A 21,936-nucleotide genomic window follows, 5' to 3' on the forward strand; every position below is an offset into this window, starting at 1 on the left:
TTCTTTTTTTGATTTAAAGAATAGTTGCAGGAAAACGGCTATTTTTAAAGAAGATATGTAAGTATTCATATCCCTCAAAAGACCCGCTGCACGAATATCATATTTTAGAAGGAGAAGCTATGAATCATAACGAGAATACAGCTATCTATAGACGTTCGGGCCCTCCTCCTGAGAATGAAACTAAGGAACAGAGGGATGATAAATTAGCAGGATTAGTTAAGTACTACGAAAGTTCTACTACAGCACTAGTTGTTCAAAAAGAAGAAAAGTGGCTTTATTTAAATGATGCGGCCGTTCATCTTCTCGGGTTTGATCACTTTAGTGAACTCGAAGGTAAGTCAATTTGGGAGACGGTTCATCCAGAAAATAGAGAGGTTGTTTCAAAGCGGATCGAAGCTTCTATTAATGGTGTTAACCCTGGAGTTCTCGTTCAAAGATGGTTGAAAAAGGACGGGTCCTATATCTCTGTTGAAGTTACTGGGATTCCTGTGGAGAATTTTCTTGGGCAAACGACAGCGATTATTAAAAAGGTTGATTATGATCGTGCCAATGTACAAAATACTCTTGAAAACTATCAACTCATTACAGAGAATATGAATGAAATTATAAGCTTACTTGATCCGAAAGGAAATCTACTATACGTTTCACCTTCATATAGAGCATACGCAAGAGAAGGAATTGAAGATGAAATTGGACGTAGTTCAATTCGATATGTGCATGAAGAAGACAAGGAACGTGTAAGAAAAGAATTTTTTAAATTAGTCAAATATCGACAACCCCTTATCATTCAATACCGCATGCAGCGTAAGGATGGAATATATCGTTACATTGAATCACAGGGGACATGTATTTCTAATGAAAATGAGCGATCTTATGTTGTCGTTTCAAGAGATGTTACGGAGAGGCATGAGGCCGAAATGCTGCTTCATTGGAATGAAAAAAAGCATCGTATGATTCTAGAACATAGCAATGATTTAATTTGTATGATGAATAATGAAGGAACATCTGTTTATGCATCACCTTCTTATAAGGAAGTATTAGGATATGAACAGAATGAAGTTGTAGGAAAAGATATTTTGACATTTATCCATCCTGATGATTTTGAAAAGTGTCAGAGAGCCATTCAGAAATTAACTGAAACCAAACAGCCTATTACGACTATTTATCGTAAACTGCATGCTTCTGGACATGATATTATACTTGAAGCAAAAGGAATGGCCGTTATTGATGAAGAGGGAAACGTCAATCATTTCGTGTTTATTTCAAGAGATATCACTGAAAAGATTCAACTTCAACAATATCGCGAAAATATTGAGAAGCTTGCATTGATAGGAGATGTAGCAGCAGGATTTGCCCATGAAATTCGGAATCCTCTTACTTCCATAAAGGGGTTTGTAAAGCTTCTAGCAAGGCAGGAGGAAAGTGATCGCACGTATCACCAAATCATTGAAGATGAGCTTACCAATATCGAAGAAGTTGTGAATGGCTTTATTTCTCTTGGTAAGCCTGAGGCTTCTGAGGTAGCTGAAGTAAGTTTGCTGAAGCTAATAAAAAACGCGATTACAGTCCTTACGCCACAAGCTTCATCAAAAAACATAAGAATTAATATAAGTAGTCAGCTCAAGTCAATTGTTATTCGATGTCAGAGAAACCAAATGAAACAGGTATTTATCAATATTCTTAAAAATTCGGTTGAAGCCATTGAGCAAGATGGACAAATTGATGTGATTCTTGAAGAAAATCAGAATGGGGTCATCATTGAGATTCATGATAATGGCATGGGAATTGACGAAGAACGTCTCGAGCGGATCGGGGTCCCTTTCTATACCAATAAAGAAAAAGGAATTGGGCTTGGGATGACCGTTAGTAATAAAATCATAACCGAGCATAGAGGACGACTTAAAATTGAGAGTAAGCCAGGACAGGGTACAAAGGTATTAATTCAACTACCGAAAGAGTGATCCATTCATTCGTGCAAAGCCCCTCTATTCTTTCAAAGGATAGAGGGGCTTTGACTCTGTCTGACTATGTTTTACTTGTTTAAACGAACTGGGATAGAATAAAACTATCTCATTAAGATAGGGAAAGAAGGGGTGAGTATGGCAAACAAAATAGGCATCGATGCTGGTGGGACATTAATTAAAACTGTGCATCTTGAGAATGAAAAATACTGCTATCAGACTTTTTCAACGAGTGATATAAGTGATGTTGTGTCATGGGTGAAAAGCCATGAGGAAGCAAAGTTAATGATTACTGGTGGGAAGCAAATGGCTCTTGCTAAGCTTGTGGATAATGAAGTCGAAATGGTTCCGGAATTTGAAGCGACTACATCAGGCATCCGAGCGCTAGTGGATCAAGCAAAGCTTCATTTACCTGATAACTATTTAGTAGTGAACGTTGGAACTGGTACATCAATTCATTCTGTTAATGGCCAGAGTGCTGAAAGACTTGGAGGAACTGGAGTAGGCGGTGGAATGCTCATGGGACTTGCTTACTTATTGACAGCGCGAACAGATTTTCAAGAGATTACTCGACTAGCAGAAAAAGGCGATCGAAATGGTATCGATTTAAAGGTGAAGGATATTTATGGAGATGCCTCCCCCATTGGCGGTGATTTAACTGCCAGTAATTTTGGTTTCATTGAGCGGATGAAGCAGCAAGAAGTAAAGGATGAAGATGTGCTGGCAAGTTTAATTGGAATGATTTCTGAATCGATTTTAATGATGGCTATCCCATTTGCGAAAACCATTTCTACGTCAAACATTGTATTTATCGGTTCTACTTTTCAATCGAATCCATTATTTAGACAGCAGCTTGAACGTTTTGAGGAATTATTTGATATCAAAGCTTACTTTCCACATCTGGGGCAGTTCAGTGGAGCGGTCGGAGCATTATTATATCGTTAAACAGGGTTCATATAGAATCATGAGATAGGAAATGAAAAAGGGGCAGGAAGCCCCTTTTTTTAATACTCATAGACTTTCATGGTATGTTCATTTGAACAGATGCGATTTCGTCCACTTCTCTTTGCGTGATAAAGGGCTTCATCTGCTTCTCGATAAAGCTGAGCAGGAGATGGAACAGTTTCGGGAAAAGTACTTGCACCGAGTGAAGCGGTGATATGAATACTTACATCCTTATTGATTGCAAAAGAATTTTCCTCAATCATGGATCTGACCCGTTCTCCAATCTCCAAAGCCTCACTATTAGTGCAATCCCCTAATAAGATGGTAAATTCTTCTCCACCATTTCGAGATACAACATCGTTTAATCTAGCAGCACTTCTTAGTGTCTTACCAAACTGTTTTAATACGATATCTCCAGCTGCGTGGCCATATGTATCATTCACTTTTTTAAAATGATCGATATCAATGACTAGAAGTGACAATGGCTTGTTATCGTCCGTAGCTGCTTCTTGTATCGCGCGATTTAACGCTTCATCAAAGCTTCTTACGTTGTTTAACCCGGTAAGGGGATCGATAGTAGCACTCTTTTTGTATTCTTTAAACAGATGATTTATTTTTCGTAAATGCTCTGTTGTGTAAATCGCCATTAATCCTGTCACAGTTGATGTAATCCAGAAGAGAACGTTGATTTCACTAAATAAGCTTTTTATATCAAGTAGCAAGTAGACGATTAAGATACTGAAGACGAGATTGGAATAAAGGAGCATCCAGAGAGCTTTGATGAAAATCCCAATCTTCCATTCTCTAAAGATAAGGTAACCGATATAAAGAGAAGTTAGCAAACCAAGTGAAACAAAGGAAGAAAGATTTATTCCAATGATAAAGCGCGTTATTTGGATCACAATAAGAGCAATAACTCCAGGAACTGGACCTCCATATAAGGTGACTAGTAAAAGAGGGATATGTCTTAGATCGACAATGGTCGTTGCATCAACTTGAATGCTATATATCATCAGGAAAACCCCGATTATTCCTGCATACAAACCACTAAGGAATTTTCTTTTCAAAGAAGATGTTCGTGATAGATTTTCTTCTCTAAAAAATTGATAATAAATAAAAAGTAGAGCTAGTATAATCATCATATTTACAAAAAAGTCATGTATTAACTGCATTCGATTACACCTCGAATTTCTGGTGATTTCTTTCGACTTTATTTTACCATTTTCAATAAATAACCGGTTCATTTTTATCTACTCGTTCATATTCTATTCACACTAGGCCATTACACTATCAATATAGAAAAGGAGCTAATGATGATGATTACGATATTACTCGCAGACGACGATCCCAACATTCTTGATTTAATGGCTCTATACATAGAAAACGAAGGATTTGTTGTTAAGAAAGCTTCAGATGGAAAGGAAGCAGAAAAAATCCTCGAGACTGATAAGATAGATCTCGCGGTTATTGACATTATGATGCCCCATATAGATGGATGGCAGCTATGCGAAGAAATCAGAGCATATTACGATATTCCAGTTCTCATGGTTTCGGCAAGAGGGCAGGCCTCTGATAAAGTGAAAGGTTTTAAACTTGGAACTGATGATTATGTCGTCAAACCATTTGATCCCATTGAACTTGTTATGCGCGTAAAAGCATTATTACGGAGATATCACATTCAAAGTGCGAAGAATTTATCAATAGGGTTATTTAAAATGGATGCAGAATCATTTGAAGTAGCACTTGGAAAGGAGAAAATTTCTTTGCCAAAAAAGGAGTTTGAACTTCTGTTTAAATTAGCCAGCACTCCAGGTAAGATTTTCACGCGAAACCAATTGATTGAATCAATATGGGGTTATGATTTTCAAGGAGACGATCGAACGATAGATGTTCATGTTAAACGAATCAGAGAGAGGTTTAATAGTAGGGACACCCCTTTCGTAATTAAAACTATGCGTGGACTGGGGTATCGACTGGAGTTAATCAAATGAAGCGATCGATCTATCTCAGGAGTGTCGTTATCTATATAGGGGTCGTTTTGATTAGTCTCATTCTTTCTTTTTGGATTATGAATGTTTTTTATATTGATACCATCCGAGAGCGTCTCCAAAAAGACATTACAGAAGTTGGACGTCAAACGATTACCTTATATGAGAATTCCAATTATACGGATCCAGTTGAATTTATCGCTAATATTCCTACGTTTAACTATAATCTCATCATTTACGATGAATCTGGTAAAGCGCTCAATCCTAATGACAACGGGCAGTGGGGAACCTCCGATGACCAAATTGAAAAGGTGTTGAACGGTGGAGTTGTTCGTGTGAATGATCGGTCAGTTTCCCCTCCGTCACAACTAAATGTTGGTTTACCATTTCAGGACAACGAAAGTCGGTATGCTCTATTTATTAGACCTGACCTTTCATTTGAAGAAAATACGATTAAACGAGTGATGCTAACGACATTATTACTTGTACTTATAATTGGGAGCTCCATCTTTGTCATATTAATGAGGTATGTCGTTCGTCCAATTCAACACCTGACAGAAGCGACAAAAAAAGTAGCTATAGGTGATTTTACTGTTCGAATAAATAGTGAACGTCATGATGAGATTGGTGACCTTTCGAGAAGTTTTGATCACATGGCGCACGATTTAAGTCATCTAGAAGAAATGCGTCAGGAATTCGTAGCAAATGTTTCTCATGAAATACAGTCTCCGCTTACTTCGATCGGCGGCTATGCTAAAGTATTGCAGGATAACATGTTAGAAGAGGTTGAGAGAAAGAAATACCTTGGTATTATTCAAAAAGAAACAGAGCGCTTATCCAAATTAAGTGAAAATCTTTTGAAAATGACAACACTTGATGCGGATGATCCTATGTTTCACCTTAGAAGCTATTCACTTGATGAACAGCTCAGGGAAGTGATTGTATCTCTTGAAGCGATGTGGGCTGAAAAAGGGATTGAGGTTGAAGTTGATTTAAAGGAAGTACAAATCGAAGCCGATTATGATCAACTAAGCCAGGTTTGGATAAATTTACTATCAAATAGTATTCGGTATACGGATTCAAATGGTGTTATCTCTATTCAAATGATAGAGAAAGTAGAAGAAGTGATCGTAGAAGTAAGAGATACAGGGAGTGGTATACCGGAAGAAGACCAGGCTTATGTATTTGACCGTTTTTATAAAGCGGATAAAGCAAGATCGGGTAATGGAGGTAGCGGTCTTGGCCTTGCGATTGTTCAACGAATCGTTCATCTTCATCAAGGGAATATTTTGCTTGAAAGTAAGGTAGGCATTGGTACAACGATCACTATTACACTCCCTAAACTGAAAAAGCGAGAAGAAACGTAAGTGTTTCTTTTCGCTTTTTCTATTTATTCCTAGTGATAAATTTTTGCAAAGATTAGCGGTGGGGGAGATGGAGATAATAAACAGCACTGAAAAGATAACAAAAGTTTGTTCATAATGCGTTCATTTTCGCGTCGTATACTGATGTCAGATCAAGAAGGAGTGAATGAGATGAAATTTCTTACTAGATTTAGTTTAAAGAATACGATTGGTGTTCTGCTATTGACGATGCTTGTTTTGGCAGCTGGAATCATTTCTACCAATCAAATAAAAGTAGAGACTTATCCCGATGTCACATTCCCTGCGCTTATTATTCAAGGGGTCTATCCGGGGGCTTCAGCAGAGGCAGTTGAACAGGAAGTAACGACCCCCGTGGAAGATCTACTCGAAAATAGCACGAAATATGATGACTTAACGAGTACATCTTCTGAAAATGCCAGCACCATTTCTCTCATGTATCCGTTTGGTACGGATATTGAGGAGACGAAACGAGAACTTGAAGATATAGTTTCGAAAGCGGATCTTCCAGAAGAAGCCGAAGTTAAGGTCATCAGCATGTCCGCAGGAGCGAGGCCAGTGTATGAAGCTGCGCTCTCATCAGAAGATGCGGATGCCCTTCAAAAAAAGCTTGAAGATGTGATTGTTCCAGAGCTTGAAGGACTTGCAGGAGTGAATAGTGTAAGTTTAAGCGGAACAAAGGAAACGACACTCTCTATTAAAGTGGATGAAGAGAAGGCAAGTGAGTATGGGCTAACATTAAATGATATTAAAGATAGATTAACACAGAGCGAGTATAGCCTCCCTCTTGGATCAGTTGACGACGAAGACACGACGATTCCAGTCAAACTACAAGGCTCTATTGACTCCCTTAAAAAATTTAAAAACACAAAATTTGTAATTGAAAGCAGTCAGTCACCACAAGGGGCCCAGCAAAATTCACCACAAGAAAGTAAGCAAGTTGTTCTTGAGGATTTTGCTGACGTTATGGAAGCATCAGAGAAGAATGAAATTTCTAGGTTTAATGGACAGGAAAGCTTTCTCATTCAGGTAACAAAAAGTCAGGATGAAAATACGAAGGACGTTGTCGATAAAGTGAAAGAAGTCCTTGGTGAATATGAGACAGAAGATGTGCAGTTATTTACCATCCTTGATCAAGGTGAAGAAGTAGAAAAATCAATCTCTTCTCTTCTTAAAGAAGGTGGATTCGGCGCACTGTTCACAGTCATTGTTATTCTCTTGTTCCTGAGAAACATTCGTGCAACCATTATTGCGATTATTTCTCTACCAATTTCTATTCTAGGAACAATTGCCCTCCTCGATCAGTTTGGCTACACGTTGAACATTATGACGTTGGGTGGTCTTGCAGTTGCTGTTGGGCGGATTGTAGATGACAGTATTGTCGTCATTGAAAATATATATAGATGGCGTCAGGAGAATAAAGAAGAGTTGTCCAACAAAGCTTTAACCTACTATGCCACAAAAGAAGTATTAGGGGCTATTGCTTCTTCAACCATTGCGACACTCGTTGTATTCTTACCTCTCGCATTTGTTGGGGGCATACTTGGTGAATTCTTCAGGCCATTTAGCTTGGCGGTCGTTTTCTCAATCTCGATTTCACTCTTAGTTGCACTGATGTTGATTCCGGTTCTCGGAAGTGCATTCTTTAAAAAAGTGAAGCATCACGATAAGGAATCAAGATTAAGTCATTTATATGAACGTTTTATAAGAGGGGCACTTAAGAAAAAAGCGCTCGTCATTGTGACATCCATTCTATTACTCGCAGGTTCTCTTGCGATGATTCCCGCACTTGGCGTTTCATTCTTACCAGCGGGGGAAAGCGATTCTTTCGAGTTAAATGTATCACTGCCTCCTACAACACAGCTTGAAGATACAAATGAGGTTGCAAGTCAAATAGAAGATTATTTGGATGAGAAAGAAGAGATCGACTATAGTCAAGTATCAATCGGAATGTCAAGTAGCCCAATCCCAGGCGAAGGGGGAGGACAATCAAAGGATAATGAAACGACTGTCTTTATAAAACTTTCGAACAGTGATGACCTTCAAACTACATTAGAGGCGTATGAAAAGGATGTACAGAGCATTGTAGAAGAAACTTATGAAGAAGGTACTGTTAAAGCAACAGAAGTGCAACAGGAAGGTCCACCGAGCGGAAACGCGATTGATGTTAGCTTGTATGGAGACGACCAGGAGAAGTTGACAGAAGCAGCTACTCAAGTTGAGGAACTTCTATTACAAGACAGAGAATTAACAAACGTTTCTAACAATCTTGAAGAAGTTCAACCAAAATGGACAATGACGCTCACTGATGAAGGTGAAGATGCGAATGTTAATCCATTCCAGATTATGCAACTTGTAAATAGTCGTTTGCAACCACTTGATGGCGGGACAATTGAAATTGATGACCAGAAGTGGAAAATGTCTCTTTCTTATAATGAAGAAGTAACATCAAAGCGGGAGTTGGAAGAGCTTCAGGTTCCAACTGCAGATGGAGTGCAACCATTATCAGATCTTGCTTCAATTGAAGAAACGACAGCACCAGTAACGCTTTATCATGATGATGGCAGAACGTCTGCTTCAATTTCAGCTGATATCAAGTCCGATGATACTGCACAAATTTCACAAGCTGTTGAAGAAGATCTCAGTGTACTTTCTTTACCAGAAGGCGTTGAAATGGAAGTTGGCGGTGGTCAGGAGATGATTACTGATGGCTTCGCTGACCTGGGACTTGCGATGATTGCAGCGATCCTTCTCGTATTTTTTGTATTAAGTCTAACCTTTAGAGGAATTATTACACCGATCGTGATTCTATCCTCATTAATATTTGTTCCAATCGGATCATTAGCTGGACTACTGATTGCAGGTCAAACGCTCTCTATGAGTGCGATGATTGGGATGCTTATGCTGATCGGTATTGTAGTCACGAACGCAGTAGTGTTGCTAGATCGAGTAGAAACGAACCGAATGAACGGTTTAGAAATGACAGAGGCTTTAGTTGAAGCGGCGAAAGTGAGATTGCGTCCAATCATCATGACGGCTCTTGCAACGATCTTTGCCCTCATTCCTCTCGCGCTTTCTAATTCAGCATCAGGTCTCATTTCAAAGGGACTTGCGATTACGGTCATAGGCGGATTGACTACCTCTACATTATTAACACTCGTTTTCGTCCCGGTCTTTTATGCAATGATCGGAAAGTATCGTCGAATGAAAAAAGAAACGTTTTAAAACCAACTCTTCCCACTGTGCTTCTTAGCACAGTGGTTTTTTTGGGAAAACAAAATTATTTGTTATGATAAAGAATGGATAAAGAAGGGATGATAGAAAATGCCATGGATTAAACCAGCTAAACAGTCAGATCTAAAGGATCTTGAAATCTACAAAGATCTTGAACACCCTGTTCCTGTTTTTAATCGACTTATTGCGAAAAGTCCTGACGTTTTTTCAGCGTTTATGCCTTTAGCAGCAGCTGTTAAAGCAGGCGTATTGAATGAATTTGAAACGGAAGCAGTTGTCGTTTTTGTTTCTCATTTGAATGGTTGTGAGTTTTGTTATACGGGGCACGGAAACTTATTAAAAGAAATCAGTGGAGATGAGTCTATTCTTGCAGAGCTTGAAAGATATGAAAGCTCAAATGCTTTTGAAAGTCATATAAAAAGTATTCTAAGCTATGCCGAGAAACTTGTTACGAACCCAAAGAGTCTGGAGAAAGCGGATCTTGAGAAATTAAAAGAACATGGATACACTGAAAAAGAAATCGTTGAGATTAATCAACTTATTGCATATACGTCTTATACTAATCAGACTTCGATTGGTCTTGGGTTATAAAGAGGACTTCGCTGACTTTGGTTGAGCGTAGGCTTCGCCTACACCATATTATTGATTATTTAAGAAATAAAAAAGGAGCCTCCGGGATAAGTGGAGGCTCCTTTTTGACACTTACTTCGTTTTATAATAATCTAATACACCTTGATAAATGCCCTCAGAAAGCTCTTCTCTGTACTCTTGTGTAAGAAGAAGCTTGTACTCTTCATTATTTGTTAAGAACCCAACTTCAACAAGAACACTTGCCATTCTTGACTCTCGAATAACAGAGAAACTCTGGTTCTTAACACCACGATTGCTTGCCTCCGTTACTTCAATTAATCGTTTTTGAATGCTTTCTGCAAGAGCTTTACTTTCTGCAGAGCTATATTTGTCATACCAATATGTTTCAATGCCGTGAGCAGCTTCACTTGCTGCATTAGTATGCACGCTAATAAATGCGTCGGCATTCAAATTATTAGCGATATTCGAACGTTCTCTCAGTTCTAAGAACGAATCATCTCTTCTCGTCATGACGACGTTCGCTCCAGCTGACTTAAGTTTCTTCTCTAAATAAAGAGCTACATCCAGATTGATGTCTTTTTCAAGGAGCTTCCCATTGCTTGCGCCCGGGTCATGGTCACCGTGGCCAGCATCCACAACGATCGTTAAGTTGTTTAAAGAGTTACTACTTTTGGGTATCAAGTAAGCACTGTGCACGTAAGCTACTTGTCCCTGATACTTAATTTTAGCCCAATCGCCTGAATAACCATAAATATCAACTTCAGCGTTACGTGGCAATGCACCGATTCTTGTTCCATTCATTTCTGGGGAAGTTCGAACATTCAAGCTTGAAGCTGTAACAATTCCTGTTTCTAAAACAACTTCTTCAACTTTCTCTTTCATTTTATAAGAATCTACGATACTAGAAGGAATAGCTGCTTCTCCGCCTAACACCATCAAGGAAGAAGCGTTTTGATAAAGATAAGTTTGAACGTCTGGAATTGGTCTCGTATTGTGAGCTAATACAACTGGTGCTTTAAATTTCTCTGCTAAGGAAGCGGCAGCTACAGCATCTGGATAATCTTCTTTATTTTGTTGCACCGAAGTTCCTCTTGCTAAAATATAAGAAGAGTTTGATGTGAAGAAGGCTTTATTGACTGCAATGTTTGTTAGGAAACGATCGTCACCAGCAAGGCGAACAACCTTCTTACCTTGCTGTTCTAATTTCTTTATAACAGCGTCTGAAAGAACAGCATTTCCTCCAATTACATAAACAGTCTTAATATTTGTAGGAAGCGATGGCGCTTTTGTCTCTGTTGTTAAATAGATTGGATAATTTTTCATAGCAGCTACGCTTGATGCTGATAGGGAGTCTGCTACTTGATTTCCATTTACCACAATAGCTGTAGATGAGTGATCAAGGCCTGATGCTTTATTAATAGCGTTGGCCGTCTCGTAACGGTTTGATCCCTCAACTCTCGCTACTGTATATGTCCTTTTTAATTCATTTTCAATCCCCTGACTAATGGCAGTTGTTCCTCCAAGGATATAAACCTTTTTCGCGCCAAGACGAGCGAGTTCATCCGATACTTTGTCATCAAGTTTAGATGAGCCTGTTAATAATATCGGTGCTTGTTTTACTCCCGCAAGTCCTGAACTTGCTAAAGCATCAAATGGCATATCTGAACGAGTGAGGATAACAGCCTTTTCAGCTGATGCAAGCTTACCTGGTGATATCTTCTTAGAAATTTCAAGAGCAGTATCAATTCTGTTTGCACCACTGATACGTTCGATTTCACCACTTGCAGATGTTTTTTCTGGAAAACTCATTCCTGTAAAAATTAAAATAACGGCCATAATAAACGTAAGAATTTTACTCCGCACGATGTGTATTCCCCCATATTCTATGTTTCTATTTTTCTTATGTACGCAGTGACGTCACAACAACGGACGAAATGGCCCCCCTTCAAAATATTATCAAATGGAAAGTATTTCTTAACTATTTCTAATATCGGTCTGGAATATGAGACATTATAGGGTCCTTTTGTACTAAAAAAGGATAAAAATCGACTAATTTTCTAAAAGTCCTCAACAAAATTCGATTTTTTAAAGGCCATTCATTTTATAAATGGCTAAAAAAAGAATTTGACATCGCTTACATAATTCTTTAAAATAATGGCAACTAAAGACGAAGGGAATGGTTAAGAAGCGATGAAGAACTAATCTTATTTATTCAGATCTAATTTCAAATTGTGAAATTGATTTTCTGGAGAATAGGATTAGTCTGCCCTTTTTAATCACTTGTGCTGGCGAAAACATGCTTCTTTGTGATGCATTTTTTCGGTGGTATGGGAAATTGGAACGACAGGCCTCTCCAGGTAATGGGGAGGTTTTTTTCTCCTCAAAGCATTGAACTGAAAATTTGGGGGAGATACTGTGAACGTTATTTCGATAAGAGGATTGAAAAAAAGCTTTAATGAGAACTTGTTATTTAATCAAGTGAACCTTGATATTCATAAGGGAGAGCGCATTGGAATTGTTGGACCGAACGGTGCTGGTAAAACAACTTTAGCAAGAATAATCGTAAAAGAGATCGAGCCAGATGAAGGGAGAATTACTCTCAAAGATGATATCGGCTATCTGAAGCAGTCGGTTGACCAGACAGGGATGGTTGAGCAATATGGGCTGGAAGTCGATTCTTCTGACTTTAAAAGGGAAAAGGAGTTAGGATTACGCCCTATTCCAACTAGTGAAGGAGCGGAACATTTAAGCGGTGGGGAAAAGTTAAAACTAGCGCTCACAAAGATTTGGTCGACTCATCCGGATTTATTAATACTAGATGAACCAACAAACCACCTAGATGGAAAAGGCGTAAGTTGGTTAATTCGAGAGCTTCACTCTTTTAAGGGTGCTGTTCTTGTTATATCTCATGATCGTTATTTTCTCGATCAAGCGGTTGGCAGAATCCTTGAAGTTGAAGGTGGTAACATATGCGACTATCAAGGAAATTACACGGCATATCGAGCCGAAAAGCAAAGAAGATACGAAGACCAGCTCCATCATTATGACGAGCAGCAAAAAGACATAAAGCGAATAGAAGGTCAGCTTGCAGGATTAACGAATTGGTCTGAAAAAGCACACGGTGAGTCAACAAAACAGGAAGGGTATAAGGAACATTACCGCATGAAAGCAAAGAAAATGGATCGTCAGGTGAAGTCGAAACAGAAGAGACTCGAGAAGGAACTGCAGAAAAATAAAGTGGAAGAACCTGATCAGGAGAAAGAAGTACGCTTTCAATTTCAGGCGAATGATACACGTGGTAAACGGGTATTAGAAGCGACTAATGTCGGAAAACGTTTTGAAGAACGATGGTTATTTCAAAAAAGTTCTTTCTACATGAAGTCTGGGGAACGAGTGGGGATTGTTGGTGAAAATGGTTGTGGGAAAACCACCTTATTGCGAATGCTGCTTGGAATGGAGGCGCTTAGCGAGGGAGAACTGTGGAGTAGTCCAACGCTTCAGATTGGCTATCTGTCACAGGATGTGCATGATCTTCCTGAAAAAAAAACTCCGCTTGAAGTTTTAAACGTAGCAACTAAGGAAGAGATCTTTCGGGCAAAATCGATTTTTGCTTCGATGGGAATGGGGAGAGATCGAATCCATGCCACCATTAATCAACTCAGTCTTGGAGAGAGAACAAAGCTGAAACTGACGCGTATGTTGATGAACAAATATGATCTTCTGATACTCGATGAGCCTACAAACCATTTAGATTTGCCTTCACGTGAGCAATTGGAAGATACACTGCGAGAGTTTCCGGGAACTCTTCTCATTGTTTCGCATGATGTTTATTTTATGGAGAAAATGTGTGATCAGCTTCTTGTATTTGAGAATCAACAGATTAAAAGGGTTGAGAGGAATTTAGCGGAATATCGAAAAAGAGTGCAAGAAAAAAGCTCTTCTGTTTCTTCAAAAAAGGAAGAAGAACAAAAGATGCTTCTTGATAACGAAATATCTGCGCTGATTAGTAAGATTAGTCTTTTATTACCTGGTGATCCTGAAATAGCTGAGATTGATCAAAAATTGGCCATATTACTTGAGAAGAAAAGGTCATTTTAGACGTCTTCTACTGCAAAAAAACGTTCTACCGAATATAAGTCTGCTTTCGGATGATTGCGAAGAAGAACATATCCTTCACGCTGTGCCTCTTCGAAATTATCATATTCATCTTCTGAATGAAAGATCGCTCTTCGTCTTTCATTATAGAGGGTAATGGAGTAGTATTCTTTTATTTCCATTCGGATCTCTCCTTTTTTCCTTTGTTTCTACTAGTTTTATGCAAATCTCTCATTGTTTATACTAGACTTATAGAAAAAAATGAGATTCTGTCTCTTTGGTTATACTAAGGAGGCAGAAGGGAGCTGATGATCATTCAAGTTGGAACAATTAGTGAGTTGATGCGTCATCCTGTGAAGTCGATGACAGGAGAACGCGTTACTCAGACAATGGTGATGAACTACGGCCTTTATGGCGATCGAAGTCATGTGATATTAGATGAGAAAGAATCGTTTTTTACGATTACACAATTTCCACCACTCGTGCGTTACCAAGCATCATTCAGTGCGCCGGAATCACTTGATGCTTATCCTGAACCGGTCATTACCACACCAGAAGGAGAAACGTATAAGTGGTCTGATTTGACCTGGCTACGTGAAATGGAAGAAGAATCTTCAAAGCAGCTAACGAAGAAAGTTTATCATCCGGAAAATGTTCCAATAGGGCCGATTGAAGAAGAGCACATTTTGATTGTGACGGATGCTTCTCTTGATGCGTTATCATCTTCCTGGGGTAAAAAAACAGATGAAAGACGCTTTCGACCAAACCTTAAAATCTCTTTGTTGGAGAAAACGCCATTTGTAGAAGAAACGTGGGAAGGGAAAGTTCTACAAATCGGAAAAGAAGTGATGCTTGAAATCGTAAAACCCTGTGAGCGATGTATGATTATCACCGTTGATCCTGAGACTGGAGGAAAACATCCGGACCTCTTGAAGAAGGTTGCCAAAGAACATGGTAATTTATTTGGGATGTATGCGAAAGTGATTCAAACGGGAAAAATTAATACGAATGATGAAGTGTGGCTAGTCGATCAGAAAGAAGGATAATATTTCAATTAACGAATTGGCGTTTTTACGTTATAGATCATAATGATACGGGTACAAGCATGAATGAAGCCCCGTCCTTGGATGGGATGCTTTGTTTTCCACACAGGAGGGGTCCCATCCACGGGGTGGGGTCCCATTTTTGTGTTTTCCGATTTAAGCCTTTCATCAATGTGGACTCATGAGAAAGGTTATGACATATCCTGTCAGAAAATTCTGTGGTAAACTATGAACTGGTACATAAAAGCATCTTAAGGGGGAAGTTGATGAGTACGTTTTATGTTGAAAAGTATGATTTTAAAAATCCTTCTATTCTTGAAGAAGAGTTTAAAACGCTCCTCAATCAGTCGATTCATTCTGCTGATGAATTAGAAAAATGGGTGATGAGCTTATCTTTATTAATGGATGGTGTGGCAGAAGGACTTGCCGGACACTATATTGATTTCCAGTGCCATAGCAGCAGTGAAGAAGCAAAAAAGACAATCGAGCACGATCAAGAATACATAGAACCTATGGTAAAGCGATATGAGGGGCTTTTTGATGAAAAGTTTCAGGAGTCGCCTTACAAGTCGCAGCTGAACCAAGAGTATTATAAACAATTTCTTCTTCGGAAAGAAAATGCAATGACGCTTTTTAATGAGGAAAATATTAACTTAGAAGTTGAAGAAGATCGCATTGTTAATCGTTATTTTGAGCATACAGGTAGTCTCTCATTTCATTGGGATGGCGAAGAAAAAACACTTAGCGAAATGTTTTTAATGATGCAGGATGGGGATCGCGAAGTTCGCAAAAGCGCTATGGAAGAAATCTTCACGACGCTCTTAACGAAAAAAGACGACTTACAGGAAATTATGGACGAGCTGATTCAGCTCCGTCAGAAAAAAGCTGAGAATGTGAATCTCGATAATTACAGAGATTATATGTTTAAGAAATACGAGCGGTTCGATTACACGCCAGAGGATTGTAAATCTCTAGCCGAAGCAGTTCGAAAGCACGTTGTTCCTCTAAAAGAAAAGCTGCAAAAAAAGCATCAGCAAGAGCTTGGTATTGAGGAGTATAAACCATGGGATACGAGGGCTGTTCCGAAAGATAAGCAGCCGCTTCGTCCATTTAATAAAATCGAAGAGCTAATCAAAGGCACATCTGATATTTTCGATAAGCTTTCTCCGCGCTTCTCTTATCTTTTAAACGAGATGAATGAAAAAGGTGCACTTGATCTCGAAAGTCGGAAAGGAAAGGCGCAGGGAGGTTTTTGTGAGTATCTTCCGGTTTCTGAGCTTTCCTTTATCTTTATGAATAGTACAAAGTCACAGGATGATTTTATTACGCTTCTTCATGAGATGGGTCACTGCATTCATAATGATTTTAAGCGTAATCAAATGCTATCAGCTTATCAAGATACGCCTATGGAGTCAGCTGAGCTAGCAAGCATGTCGATGGAACTCTTAACGATGGACTACTGGAATCTTATGTATCAGGATGAAAAGGAATTGCTAAGAGCTAAGAAAGATCAGCTTGAAGGGTTAATCCTCTTCCTTCCTAGTGGTATCGTGGTGGATCAGTTTCAGCACTGGATGTATGAGAATCCAAATCATACGAGCAAAGAACGTAGCGAGAAATATATGGAGCTATCGCGCACATATGATTCCTCATATGTAGATTGGACAGGGCAGGAAGAATGGATTCAGAATAACTGGCAGTTGATTCTGCATATTTTTGAAGTGCCGTTCTACTATATTGAATATGTTATTGCCCAACTTGGTGCGATTCAAATGTATCGCCAGTATAGAGAAAATCCAGAACAGGCTCTAGAAAATTACAACCGTGCCTTATCACTCGGAAGCTCTGTATCGTTATCCGAAGTGTATGAAGCGGCAGGTATCCATTTTGATTTCTCTGAACCAATGATCAAAGGATTGATGGATTTTATTTCAGCTGAATTAGAAGAACTATCGTAATAAATAAGAAAGCCCTTCTCAAACATCGAGAAGGGCTTTTCGATATCGTTTACATTCATAAACGCTTCTTTACTTGTCATCAATCGTCCATACTTTGCAGCTTGGGCACTGGATGATTTCAAAACGATCTTTTTTAAGTTCATCCATCCACTCTTCCCAGGAGTTATGCTCAGGTGACATTTCCAGCGTTTTAACTGTTTGCAATTCGTCTCCATCGCTATTCGTACAGGTGCATTCAACAATCGCAAGCTGTGACTCTTGATAGTCATCTTCTTTCGTATTTTCAACTGACCAGTTGATTAATCGCTCATTCATTGGATTGCGTTCTTTGTAATGTGTGCGGGTTAACATGGTATCACTCCTTTTCCTAACTTGGGCGGTATGACTTACGCGATCATGCCTTCTATATTGGATGTTACCCTGTTTCTTAAAAATCATTCATCATAGTATAGTAGGTTCCTAACTCAGAATGATATATACTGTCATCATAGACGAAGATAGGATTTGCTGGAGGTGGAATGGATGACAACGATAAAAGCTACTTTACTATCCATGGTTATTTTACATAATAGAGAAAAAGATGAAATTCTCTTACTGAATCGACCTCCTGAAGCAGGGTTTCCTGGCTATATCGGTCCAGGCGGGAAGATTGAACTCTCAGAAAGCTTTGCCGAAGGTGCTGCAAGAGAACTTTATGAAGAAACGGGATTTATTGTTCATCCTTGCGATCTTACATATAAGGGAGTCGATGAATTTATTATTCCAGATGAAGAGTTTCGGTACATCGTGTTTAATTATGTAGCTACTTCCTACTCTGGTAGTAAGCACCCCGATCCACCAGAAGGTGAATTAATGTGGGTGAAGAGAAATTTAGTTCATACGCTTCCTATGCAAGATTGGTTTAAACAGAGACTGCCAAAGTTCTTTGAGGAGGGAACGTTTGAAGTTTCCGTAGAATACGAGAGAGGAAGCGAGATTCCAGTTAAGGAAACAAGAAGAACGCTCGGATGAGGAGGATTTGAATGATACAAAGAAGAGATGAGTCACGAGATTTCATTCGAAAGAACGTTGTTGAATATAACAAACAGAAGCTTTCATCTGCAGTTAAAACTCCGCTTGAAGAAATCGCATTCGTCATAGAAGAAGAGGATGAAGTGATTGGCGGGATTTCGGCAACATTGTTCTGGCAGCACCTTCATATCGATTTTCTTTGGGTGACAGATGAGAAGAGAGGGAACGGTGTTGGAAGGAAACTTCTCCAACAAGTTGAAAGACTTGCAGAGGAAAAGGAATGTCGACTTATATTGCTTGATACATTCAGTTTTCAAGCACCTGGATTTTATCTAAAGGAAGGGTATGAAATTTGTGGTAAAGTAGAAAATCATCCTCAAGGTCATACCCAATATTTCTTGCAAAAAAAACTTAGCTAGTGCACTAAGTGCCTCATCATTAGTCGTAAGAGAATGGGATTAGGTGTATAGGTAAACTTTGGTTGAACGATTGCTTAGTATACTTACCGCGGGCAATTTTTGTTAGAATTAGCGAATGCGTCGCCTCTTCATAATAAGTAGAAAGATGTAACAGATAAGAAAGAATCCTGCTCCGAGACTAACTGGTAACGTATAAATTCTTGTAGCAGAATGAATCTGGGACCAGTTGTCACCGAGCTGTATTCCAATATATAGGAAGAGAATGGACCACGGAATCATAGCCAGGATCGTATAGAAGGTAAATCGCACGATCGACATTTTAGCAATACCTGCTGGAATAGAGATCGCGTGACGAACGACAGGAATAAAACGAGCTGTAAAGATGACGCTCACGCCATTCCGATCGAACCAGGTTTCAGCAATGGCAAGATGCTTTTGAGAAATAAACAGGAATTTTCCATAGCGCTCTAAGAACGAACGTCCACCAAAACGGCCGAGCCAGTATAAAAAGAGCTGAGCGACTGTGCCACCGATCGTTCCAGCAATAACAGCACCAGTAAAACGAATCGTTCCTTCAGATACCATATATCCTCCATAAGCGAGTACGAGTTCACTCGGAATGATTTCAATCATTAGAGCAAGGGCGATGCCAGGGTAACCGAGCTGTAGCAGCCACTCTAAACATTGATGAATAAGGGTTTCTATAGTTAACAACTCCTTTTATGGACAAACGAATGACTTGTTTTCAAGTGTATTGTCCACATAGGATTGTTAGACCTTCGAAAATAGCTATCCTCGTAAAATAGAAGGTGCTTTCGAACAATTATAGAACCCGGAATGTAAGCAATCCGGGTAATGTTCGTTCTCAGAAGAGGATGACAATAGAGTAGAGAGGTGAAAAGTCAGGATGTTAACATCCATGAAGAAATTTCTTGCGACACTAGATCAGCCTATGCAAGCGAAAACGGGAAAAGAAAAAGTACTAACGGTTCTTTCCATTATTGGATTCATTTTATTATTATATCTTGTGGCGTTTTCCCCATTTATGTTCAGGTTGTTCTTAACGTGTCTTAGCGTCGGCGTTTCGCTATATGTTATTAAAAAAATTCATGATTTTGATGCAAAGTTAAAGGGTGAGCGGGTAGAGGATACGGCCTCTTCAACTACTACAGCAGATGATCAGCTTTCATTTTCACTTGAAAACACGGATATCGAGGCAGAATCGATGGAGGAAGCTGAGAAAGAGCGTGAACTTGAGCAGATCAATAGTGATAAAACGATGCTTTTTGAAGAGCTTCTTTCTAAAGCGGATCTTGATGAAATAGAGAAAGAAAGCTATCGTAACAGGATGCAGCATAAGGAATCTGAAAGCAATCGGATCAAGCAAGAAGTGCTTCTGTTTAAAGATAAAATTCAAAAAGCAGTCATTGATAAGAAGGGACTTTTCATTAAAGAAACCCCTGATATGAAGCTGGTTGCTGAGTTAATTGGTATTGATTCTGTTGAATCTAGTTCATTTGTTGAGTTAAATGAAGAGCTTCGACTCATTTATAACGACATTCCAGAATCAAAGCGGAACACTTTAATCGAGTATGAGCTAGTGAACGATGAGTTTGAATTAACGAGACTCGGATATAAAGAACTTATGAAAGAAGTAAGAAAGCTAGAAAAGAAAACAAGGCCGGTTGTTGAGCAGTAAAACAAGGGAAAACGCGTATAATTCTTTATACGCGTTTTTCTTATGGTAAGCTGTGAAGAACAGTTATAGGAAATGAGGACAAACAAATGAAAATTAGACAAATTAGCCCAGATGATGCCGAAGCATTTGTGAAGCTAATAAAAGGTGTGGAGAGCGATTCCCCATTTATGCTCTTTGAAGACGGCGAGAGAAAGACGACAATAGCTGAGCAGCGTGAACGGATTGAAAAAATGGAGAGTGATCGTCATTCTCGTATATTCGTAGCTGAGAATTCTGGTGAATTGATCGGCTATCTAATTGCGGTGGGCGGACAGGCGAAGCGCAATCAACATAGCGCCTATCTAGTGATAGGAATTAAAGAAGAGTATCGGGGACAGGGAGTGGGATCCGAGTTATTTGTTGAATTAGAGAAGTGGGCAGTGACTCAAAGCCTACACCGCCTCGAATTAAATGTGGTCACACGAAATGAAGGTGGATTAGCTCTTTACAGGAAAGCAGGTTTTGAAGTGGAGGGCTTGAAACGTCACTCACTGTTAATAGATGGTGAATTTGTTGATGAATACTATATGTCGAAGCTGCTATAGAATTGCAACTAGATCTCATAATTAGATCGTTCTTCAACCATACTAGAAATGGAAGGAGACGATGAAATGTTTGATCATACACAACATATTCCGCTAGAGGGTATACCAGGAGAAATGAACGTGAGTGAAGTCCCCCATCAGAATGAAGAGATCGCTGAGATGAGCTTCCCTTTTGATTACAGTTTAATGATTCCGCTCGACCACTCGTTAAGGGATGAATAAAAAAGCGCAATGTGCGCTTTTTTATTTTGGGGAAATGCTATTTCAGAGGCACGAACGAATACTGTATTTCTTAGAAAGTCTTTGCAGCTTGTTTCGCTTCTTCCATCGCCTTTTTCTTGATTTCTTCAGCTTTCTCAGGCATTTGTGCCATTCCTTCAGCAATGACGGATTCAACAGAAGGGATGCCTAGGAATCCAAGTACAGCATGTAAGTACCGATCTCCGAATTCCATTTCTTTTGCTGGCCCTTCTGAATAGATGCCACCTCTCGCCTGGATGTGAAGGGCTTTCTTATCAGTTAGGAGACCAACTGGGCCTTCTTCTGTATATTTAAAAGTCTTACCAGCAATAGCCACTGTATCAATGTAAGCTTTTAATTTAGGGGGAAAGCTGAAATTCCAGAATGGCGTAACAAAGACATATTTATCTGCTGATATGAATTGATCTGTAAGGTCGTTGATTTTACTTACTTTAAGCTGTTCGTCTCCTGATAAATGGTCAAATGCATTTCCCTGTTGCAGCTTGCCCCATCCGTTAAAAACGTCAGTATCAATATAAGGAAGATCAATATTATAAAGATCTAGCTTTACGACGTCATCATTCTGATGTTTTTCCTGGTAGGTTTCAAGGAAAACTTCCCCTATACTTAAACTGAAAGATTCTTTTACCGGTTTTGGATTCACGGTAATATAAAGCAATCTAGCCATCACGATCATCTCCTTTGTTATCGCCACTTAGTATGGCTAGCGTAGGAGAAAGTATTCAACTGGATTAGCGTTAAGAAATTATAGGCAACTAGCCTTTA

Annotated in this window: 20 protein-coding genes; 14 read left to right on the forward strand and 6 right to left on the reverse strand. The window is 39.2% G+C overall.

Annotated features, from left to right (window positions below):
- Positions 1–119: 119 nt before the first annotated feature.
- Together AC0VYH_RS04130 and coaW are read left to right on the forward strand one after the other, a co-directional pair.
- The gene (locus AC0VYH_RS04130) at positions 120–1,961 is read left to right on the forward strand and encodes a PAS domain S-box protein (RefSeq protein WP_475366618.1); all 1,842 of its coding nucleotides are present in this window, start codon (positions 120–122) and stop codon (positions 1,959–1,961) included.
- Positions 1,962–2,099: 138 nt separating this feature from the next.
- A complete protein-coding gene (gene coaW, locus AC0VYH_RS04135; protein ID WP_475366619.1) occupies positions 2,100–2,906 on the forward strand; it encodes a type II pantothenate kinase in 807 nt (268 codons plus the stop codon).
- Between the two features lie 59 nt (positions 2,907–2,965).
- Here coaW and AC0VYH_RS04140 read toward each other — a convergent pair whose 3' ends face one another.
- On the reverse strand, positions 2,966–4,078 hold the full coding sequence (locus tag AC0VYH_RS04140; RefSeq protein WP_475373317.1) for a GGDEF domain-containing protein: 1,113 nt from the start codon (positions 4,076–4,078) through the stop codon (positions 2,966–2,968).
- A gap of 144 nt (positions 4,079–4,222) precedes the next feature.
- On the opposite strand from AC0VYH_RS04140, the gene AC0VYH_RS04145 reads away from it, so the two are divergent.
- The 4 genes from AC0VYH_RS04145 (at position 4,223) to AC0VYH_RS04160 (ending at position 10,101) form a co-directional block, all read left to right on the forward strand.
- Positions 4,223–4,897 (forward strand): response regulator transcription factor, encoded by a 675-nt coding sequence (locus AC0VYH_RS04145; protein ID WP_475373318.1) that lies wholly within the window; start codon positions 4,223–4,225, stop codon positions 4,895–4,897.
- On the forward strand, positions 4,894–6,261 hold the full coding sequence (locus tag AC0VYH_RS04150; RefSeq protein WP_475373319.1) for a sensor histidine kinase: 1,368 nt from the start codon (positions 4,894–4,896) through the stop codon (positions 6,259–6,261). Before AC0VYH_RS04145 ends, AC0VYH_RS04150 begins: the two co-directional genes overlap by 4 nt.
- Before the next feature lie 168 nt (positions 6,262–6,429).
- Complete coding sequence (locus tag AC0VYH_RS04155; RefSeq protein ID WP_475373320.1) at positions 6,430–9,501, forward strand: efflux RND transporter permease subunit; 3,072 nt, start codon at positions 6,430–6,432, stop codon at positions 9,499–9,501.
- A gap of 99 nt (positions 9,502–9,600) precedes the next feature.
- Complete coding sequence (locus AC0VYH_RS04160; protein ID WP_475366624.1) at positions 9,601–10,101, forward strand: carboxymuconolactone decarboxylase family protein; 501 nt, start codon at positions 9,601–9,603, stop codon at positions 10,099–10,101.
- 111 nt (positions 10,102–10,212) lie between these two features.
- On the opposite strand, the gene AC0VYH_RS04165 is transcribed toward AC0VYH_RS04160, so the two are convergent.
- On the reverse strand, positions 10,213–11,964 hold the full coding sequence (locus tag AC0VYH_RS04165; RefSeq protein WP_475373321.1) for an N-acetylmuramoyl-L-alanine amidase: 1,752 nt from the start codon (positions 11,962–11,964) through the stop codon (positions 10,213–10,215).
- A 552-nt stretch (positions 11,965–12,516) separates the two neighbouring features.
- On the opposite strand from AC0VYH_RS04165, the gene abc-f reads away from it, so the two are divergent.
- Positions 12,517–14,199: a ribosomal protection-like ABC-F family protein gene (gene abc-f, locus AC0VYH_RS04170; protein ID WP_475373322.1), complete on the forward strand. Its 1,683-nt coding sequence runs from the start codon at positions 12,517–12,519 to the stop codon at positions 14,197–14,199.
- Here the strand turns inward: abc-f and AC0VYH_RS04175 are convergent.
- A complete protein-coding gene (locus AC0VYH_RS04175) occupies positions 14,196–14,378 on the reverse strand; it encodes a hypothetical protein (protein ID WP_098442379.1) in 183 nt (60 codons plus the stop codon). The two genes, abc-f and AC0VYH_RS04175, sit on opposite strands and share 4 nt — an antisense overlap.
- Positions 14,379–14,510: 132 nt before the next feature.
- Here AC0VYH_RS04175 and AC0VYH_RS04180 point away from each other — a divergent pair, with 132 nt between their 5' ends.
- Positions 14,511–15,242, forward strand: a complete 732-nt coding sequence (locus AC0VYH_RS04180; RefSeq protein WP_475373776.1) for an MOSC domain-containing protein — start codon at positions 14,511–14,513, stop codon at positions 15,240–15,242.
- 263 nt (positions 15,243–15,505) lie between these two features.
- The gene (locus AC0VYH_RS04185) at positions 15,506–17,197 is read left to right on the forward strand and encodes a M3 family oligoendopeptidase (RefSeq protein WP_475366627.1); all 1,692 of its coding nucleotides are present in this window, start codon (positions 15,506–15,508) and stop codon (positions 17,195–17,197) included.
- Positions 17,198–17,266: 69 nt separating this feature from the next.
- Here AC0VYH_RS04185 and AC0VYH_RS04190 read toward each other — a convergent pair whose 3' ends face one another.
- Positions 17,267–17,548, reverse strand: a complete 282-nt coding sequence (locus AC0VYH_RS04190; RefSeq protein ID WP_194220351.1) for a hypothetical protein — start codon at positions 17,546–17,548, stop codon at positions 17,267–17,269.
- Between the two features lie 171 nt (positions 17,549–17,719).
- Here AC0VYH_RS04190 and AC0VYH_RS04195 point away from each other — a divergent pair, with 171 nt between their 5' ends.
- A complete protein-coding gene (locus AC0VYH_RS04195; RefSeq protein ID WP_242057330.1) occupies positions 17,720–18,208 on the forward strand; it encodes an NUDIX domain-containing protein in 489 nt (162 codons plus the stop codon).
- A gap of 11 nt (positions 18,209–18,219) precedes the next feature.
- Positions 18,220–18,627 (forward strand): GNAT family N-acetyltransferase, encoded by a 408-nt coding sequence (locus AC0VYH_RS04200; protein WP_475373323.1) that lies wholly within the window; start codon positions 18,220–18,222, stop codon positions 18,625–18,627.
- A 108-nt stretch (positions 18,628–18,735) separates the two neighbouring features.
- On the opposite strand, the gene uptA is transcribed toward AC0VYH_RS04200, so the two are convergent.
- Positions 18,736–19,332 (reverse strand): undecaprenyl phosphate transporter UptA, encoded by a 597-nt coding sequence (gene uptA / locus AC0VYH_RS04205; RefSeq protein WP_475367453.1) that lies wholly within the window; start codon positions 19,330–19,332, stop codon positions 18,736–18,738.
- 214 nt (positions 19,333–19,546) lie between these two features.
- On the opposite strand from uptA, the gene AC0VYH_RS04210 reads away from it, so the two are divergent.
- From AC0VYH_RS04210 to AC0VYH_RS04220, 3 genes are all read left to right on the forward strand, one after another.
- Complete coding sequence (locus tag AC0VYH_RS04210; protein WP_475366629.1) at positions 19,547–20,326, forward strand: hypothetical protein; 780 nt, start codon at positions 19,547–19,549, stop codon at positions 20,324–20,326.
- A gap of 86 nt (positions 20,327–20,412) precedes the next feature.
- A complete protein-coding gene (locus AC0VYH_RS04215) occupies positions 20,413–20,910 on the forward strand; it encodes an N-acetyltransferase family protein (RefSeq protein ID WP_475366630.1) in 498 nt (165 codons plus the stop codon).
- A gap of 66 nt (positions 20,911–20,976) precedes the next feature.
- Positions 20,977–21,132, forward strand: coding sequence for a hypothetical protein (locus AC0VYH_RS04220; RefSeq protein WP_475366631.1), 156 nt, complete (start codon positions 20,977–20,979; stop codon positions 21,130–21,132).
- Between the two features lie 70 nt (positions 21,133–21,202).
- On the opposite strand, the gene AC0VYH_RS04225 is transcribed toward AC0VYH_RS04220, so the two are convergent.
- The gene (locus tag AC0VYH_RS04225; RefSeq protein WP_283152915.1) at positions 21,203–21,838 is read right to left on the reverse strand and encodes an FMN-dependent NADH-azoreductase; all 636 of its coding nucleotides are present in this window, start codon (positions 21,836–21,838) and stop codon (positions 21,203–21,205) included.
- Between the last annotated feature and the right edge of the window lie 98 nt (positions 21,839–21,936).

The organism is Anaerobacillus sp. QJM3NY_32, from assembly GCF_056173645.1.

Bases quoted from the DNA above. Each gene is read 5' to 3' on its own strand.
- AC0VYH_RS04130 (WP_475366618.1), top strand. From the start codon at position 120: ATGAATCATAACGAGAATACAGCTATCTATAGACGTTCGGGCCCTCCT.
- coaW (WP_475366619.1), top strand. From the start codon at position 2,100: ATGGCAAACAAAATAGGCATCGATGCTGGTGGGACATTAATTAAAACT.
- AC0VYH_RS04140 (WP_475373317.1), bottom strand. From the start codon at position 4,078: ATGCAGTTAATACATGACTTTTTTGTAAATATGATGATTATACTAGCT.
- AC0VYH_RS04145 (WP_475373318.1), top strand. From the start codon at position 4,223: ATGATTACGATATTACTCGCAGACGACGATCCCAACATTCTTGATTTA.
- AC0VYH_RS04150 (WP_475373319.1), top strand. From the start codon at position 4,894: ATGAAGCGATCGATCTATCTCAGGAGTGTCGTTATCTATATAGGGGTC.
- AC0VYH_RS04155 (WP_475373320.1), top strand. From the start codon at position 6,430: ATGAAATTTCTTACTAGATTTAGTTTAAAGAATACGATTGGTGTTCTG.
- AC0VYH_RS04160 (WP_475366624.1), top strand. From the start codon at position 9,601: ATGCCATGGATTAAACCAGCTAAACAGTCAGATCTAAAGGATCTTGAA.
- AC0VYH_RS04175 (WP_098442379.1), bottom strand. From the start codon at position 14,378: ATGGAAATAAAAGAATACTACTCCATTACCCTCTATAATGAAAGACGA.
- AC0VYH_RS04185 (WP_475366627.1), top strand. From the start codon at position 15,506: ATGAGTACGTTTTATGTTGAAAAGTATGATTTTAAAAATCCTTCTATT.
- AC0VYH_RS04190 (WP_194220351.1), bottom strand. From the start codon at position 17,548: ATGTTAACCCGCACACATTACAAAGAACGCAATCCAATGAATGAGCGA.
- AC0VYH_RS04195 (WP_242057330.1), top strand. From the start codon at position 17,720: ATGACAACGATAAAAGCTACTTTACTATCCATGGTTATTTTACATAAT.
- AC0VYH_RS04200 (WP_475373323.1), top strand. From the start codon at position 18,220: ATGATACAAAGAAGAGATGAGTCACGAGATTTCATTCGAAAGAACGTT.
- AC0VYH_RS04210 (WP_475366629.1), top strand. From the start codon at position 19,547: ATGAAGAAATTTCTTGCGACACTAGATCAGCCTATGCAAGCGAAAACG.
- AC0VYH_RS04215 (WP_475366630.1), top strand. From the start codon at position 20,413: ATGAAAATTAGACAAATTAGCCCAGATGATGCCGAAGCATTTGTGAAG.
- AC0VYH_RS04220 (WP_475366631.1), top strand. From the start codon at position 20,977: ATGTTTGATCATACACAACATATTCCGCTAGAGGGTATACCAGGAGAA.
- AC0VYH_RS04225 (WP_283152915.1), bottom strand. From the start codon at position 21,838: ATGGCTAGATTGCTTTATATTACCGTGAATCCAAAACCGGTAAAAGAA.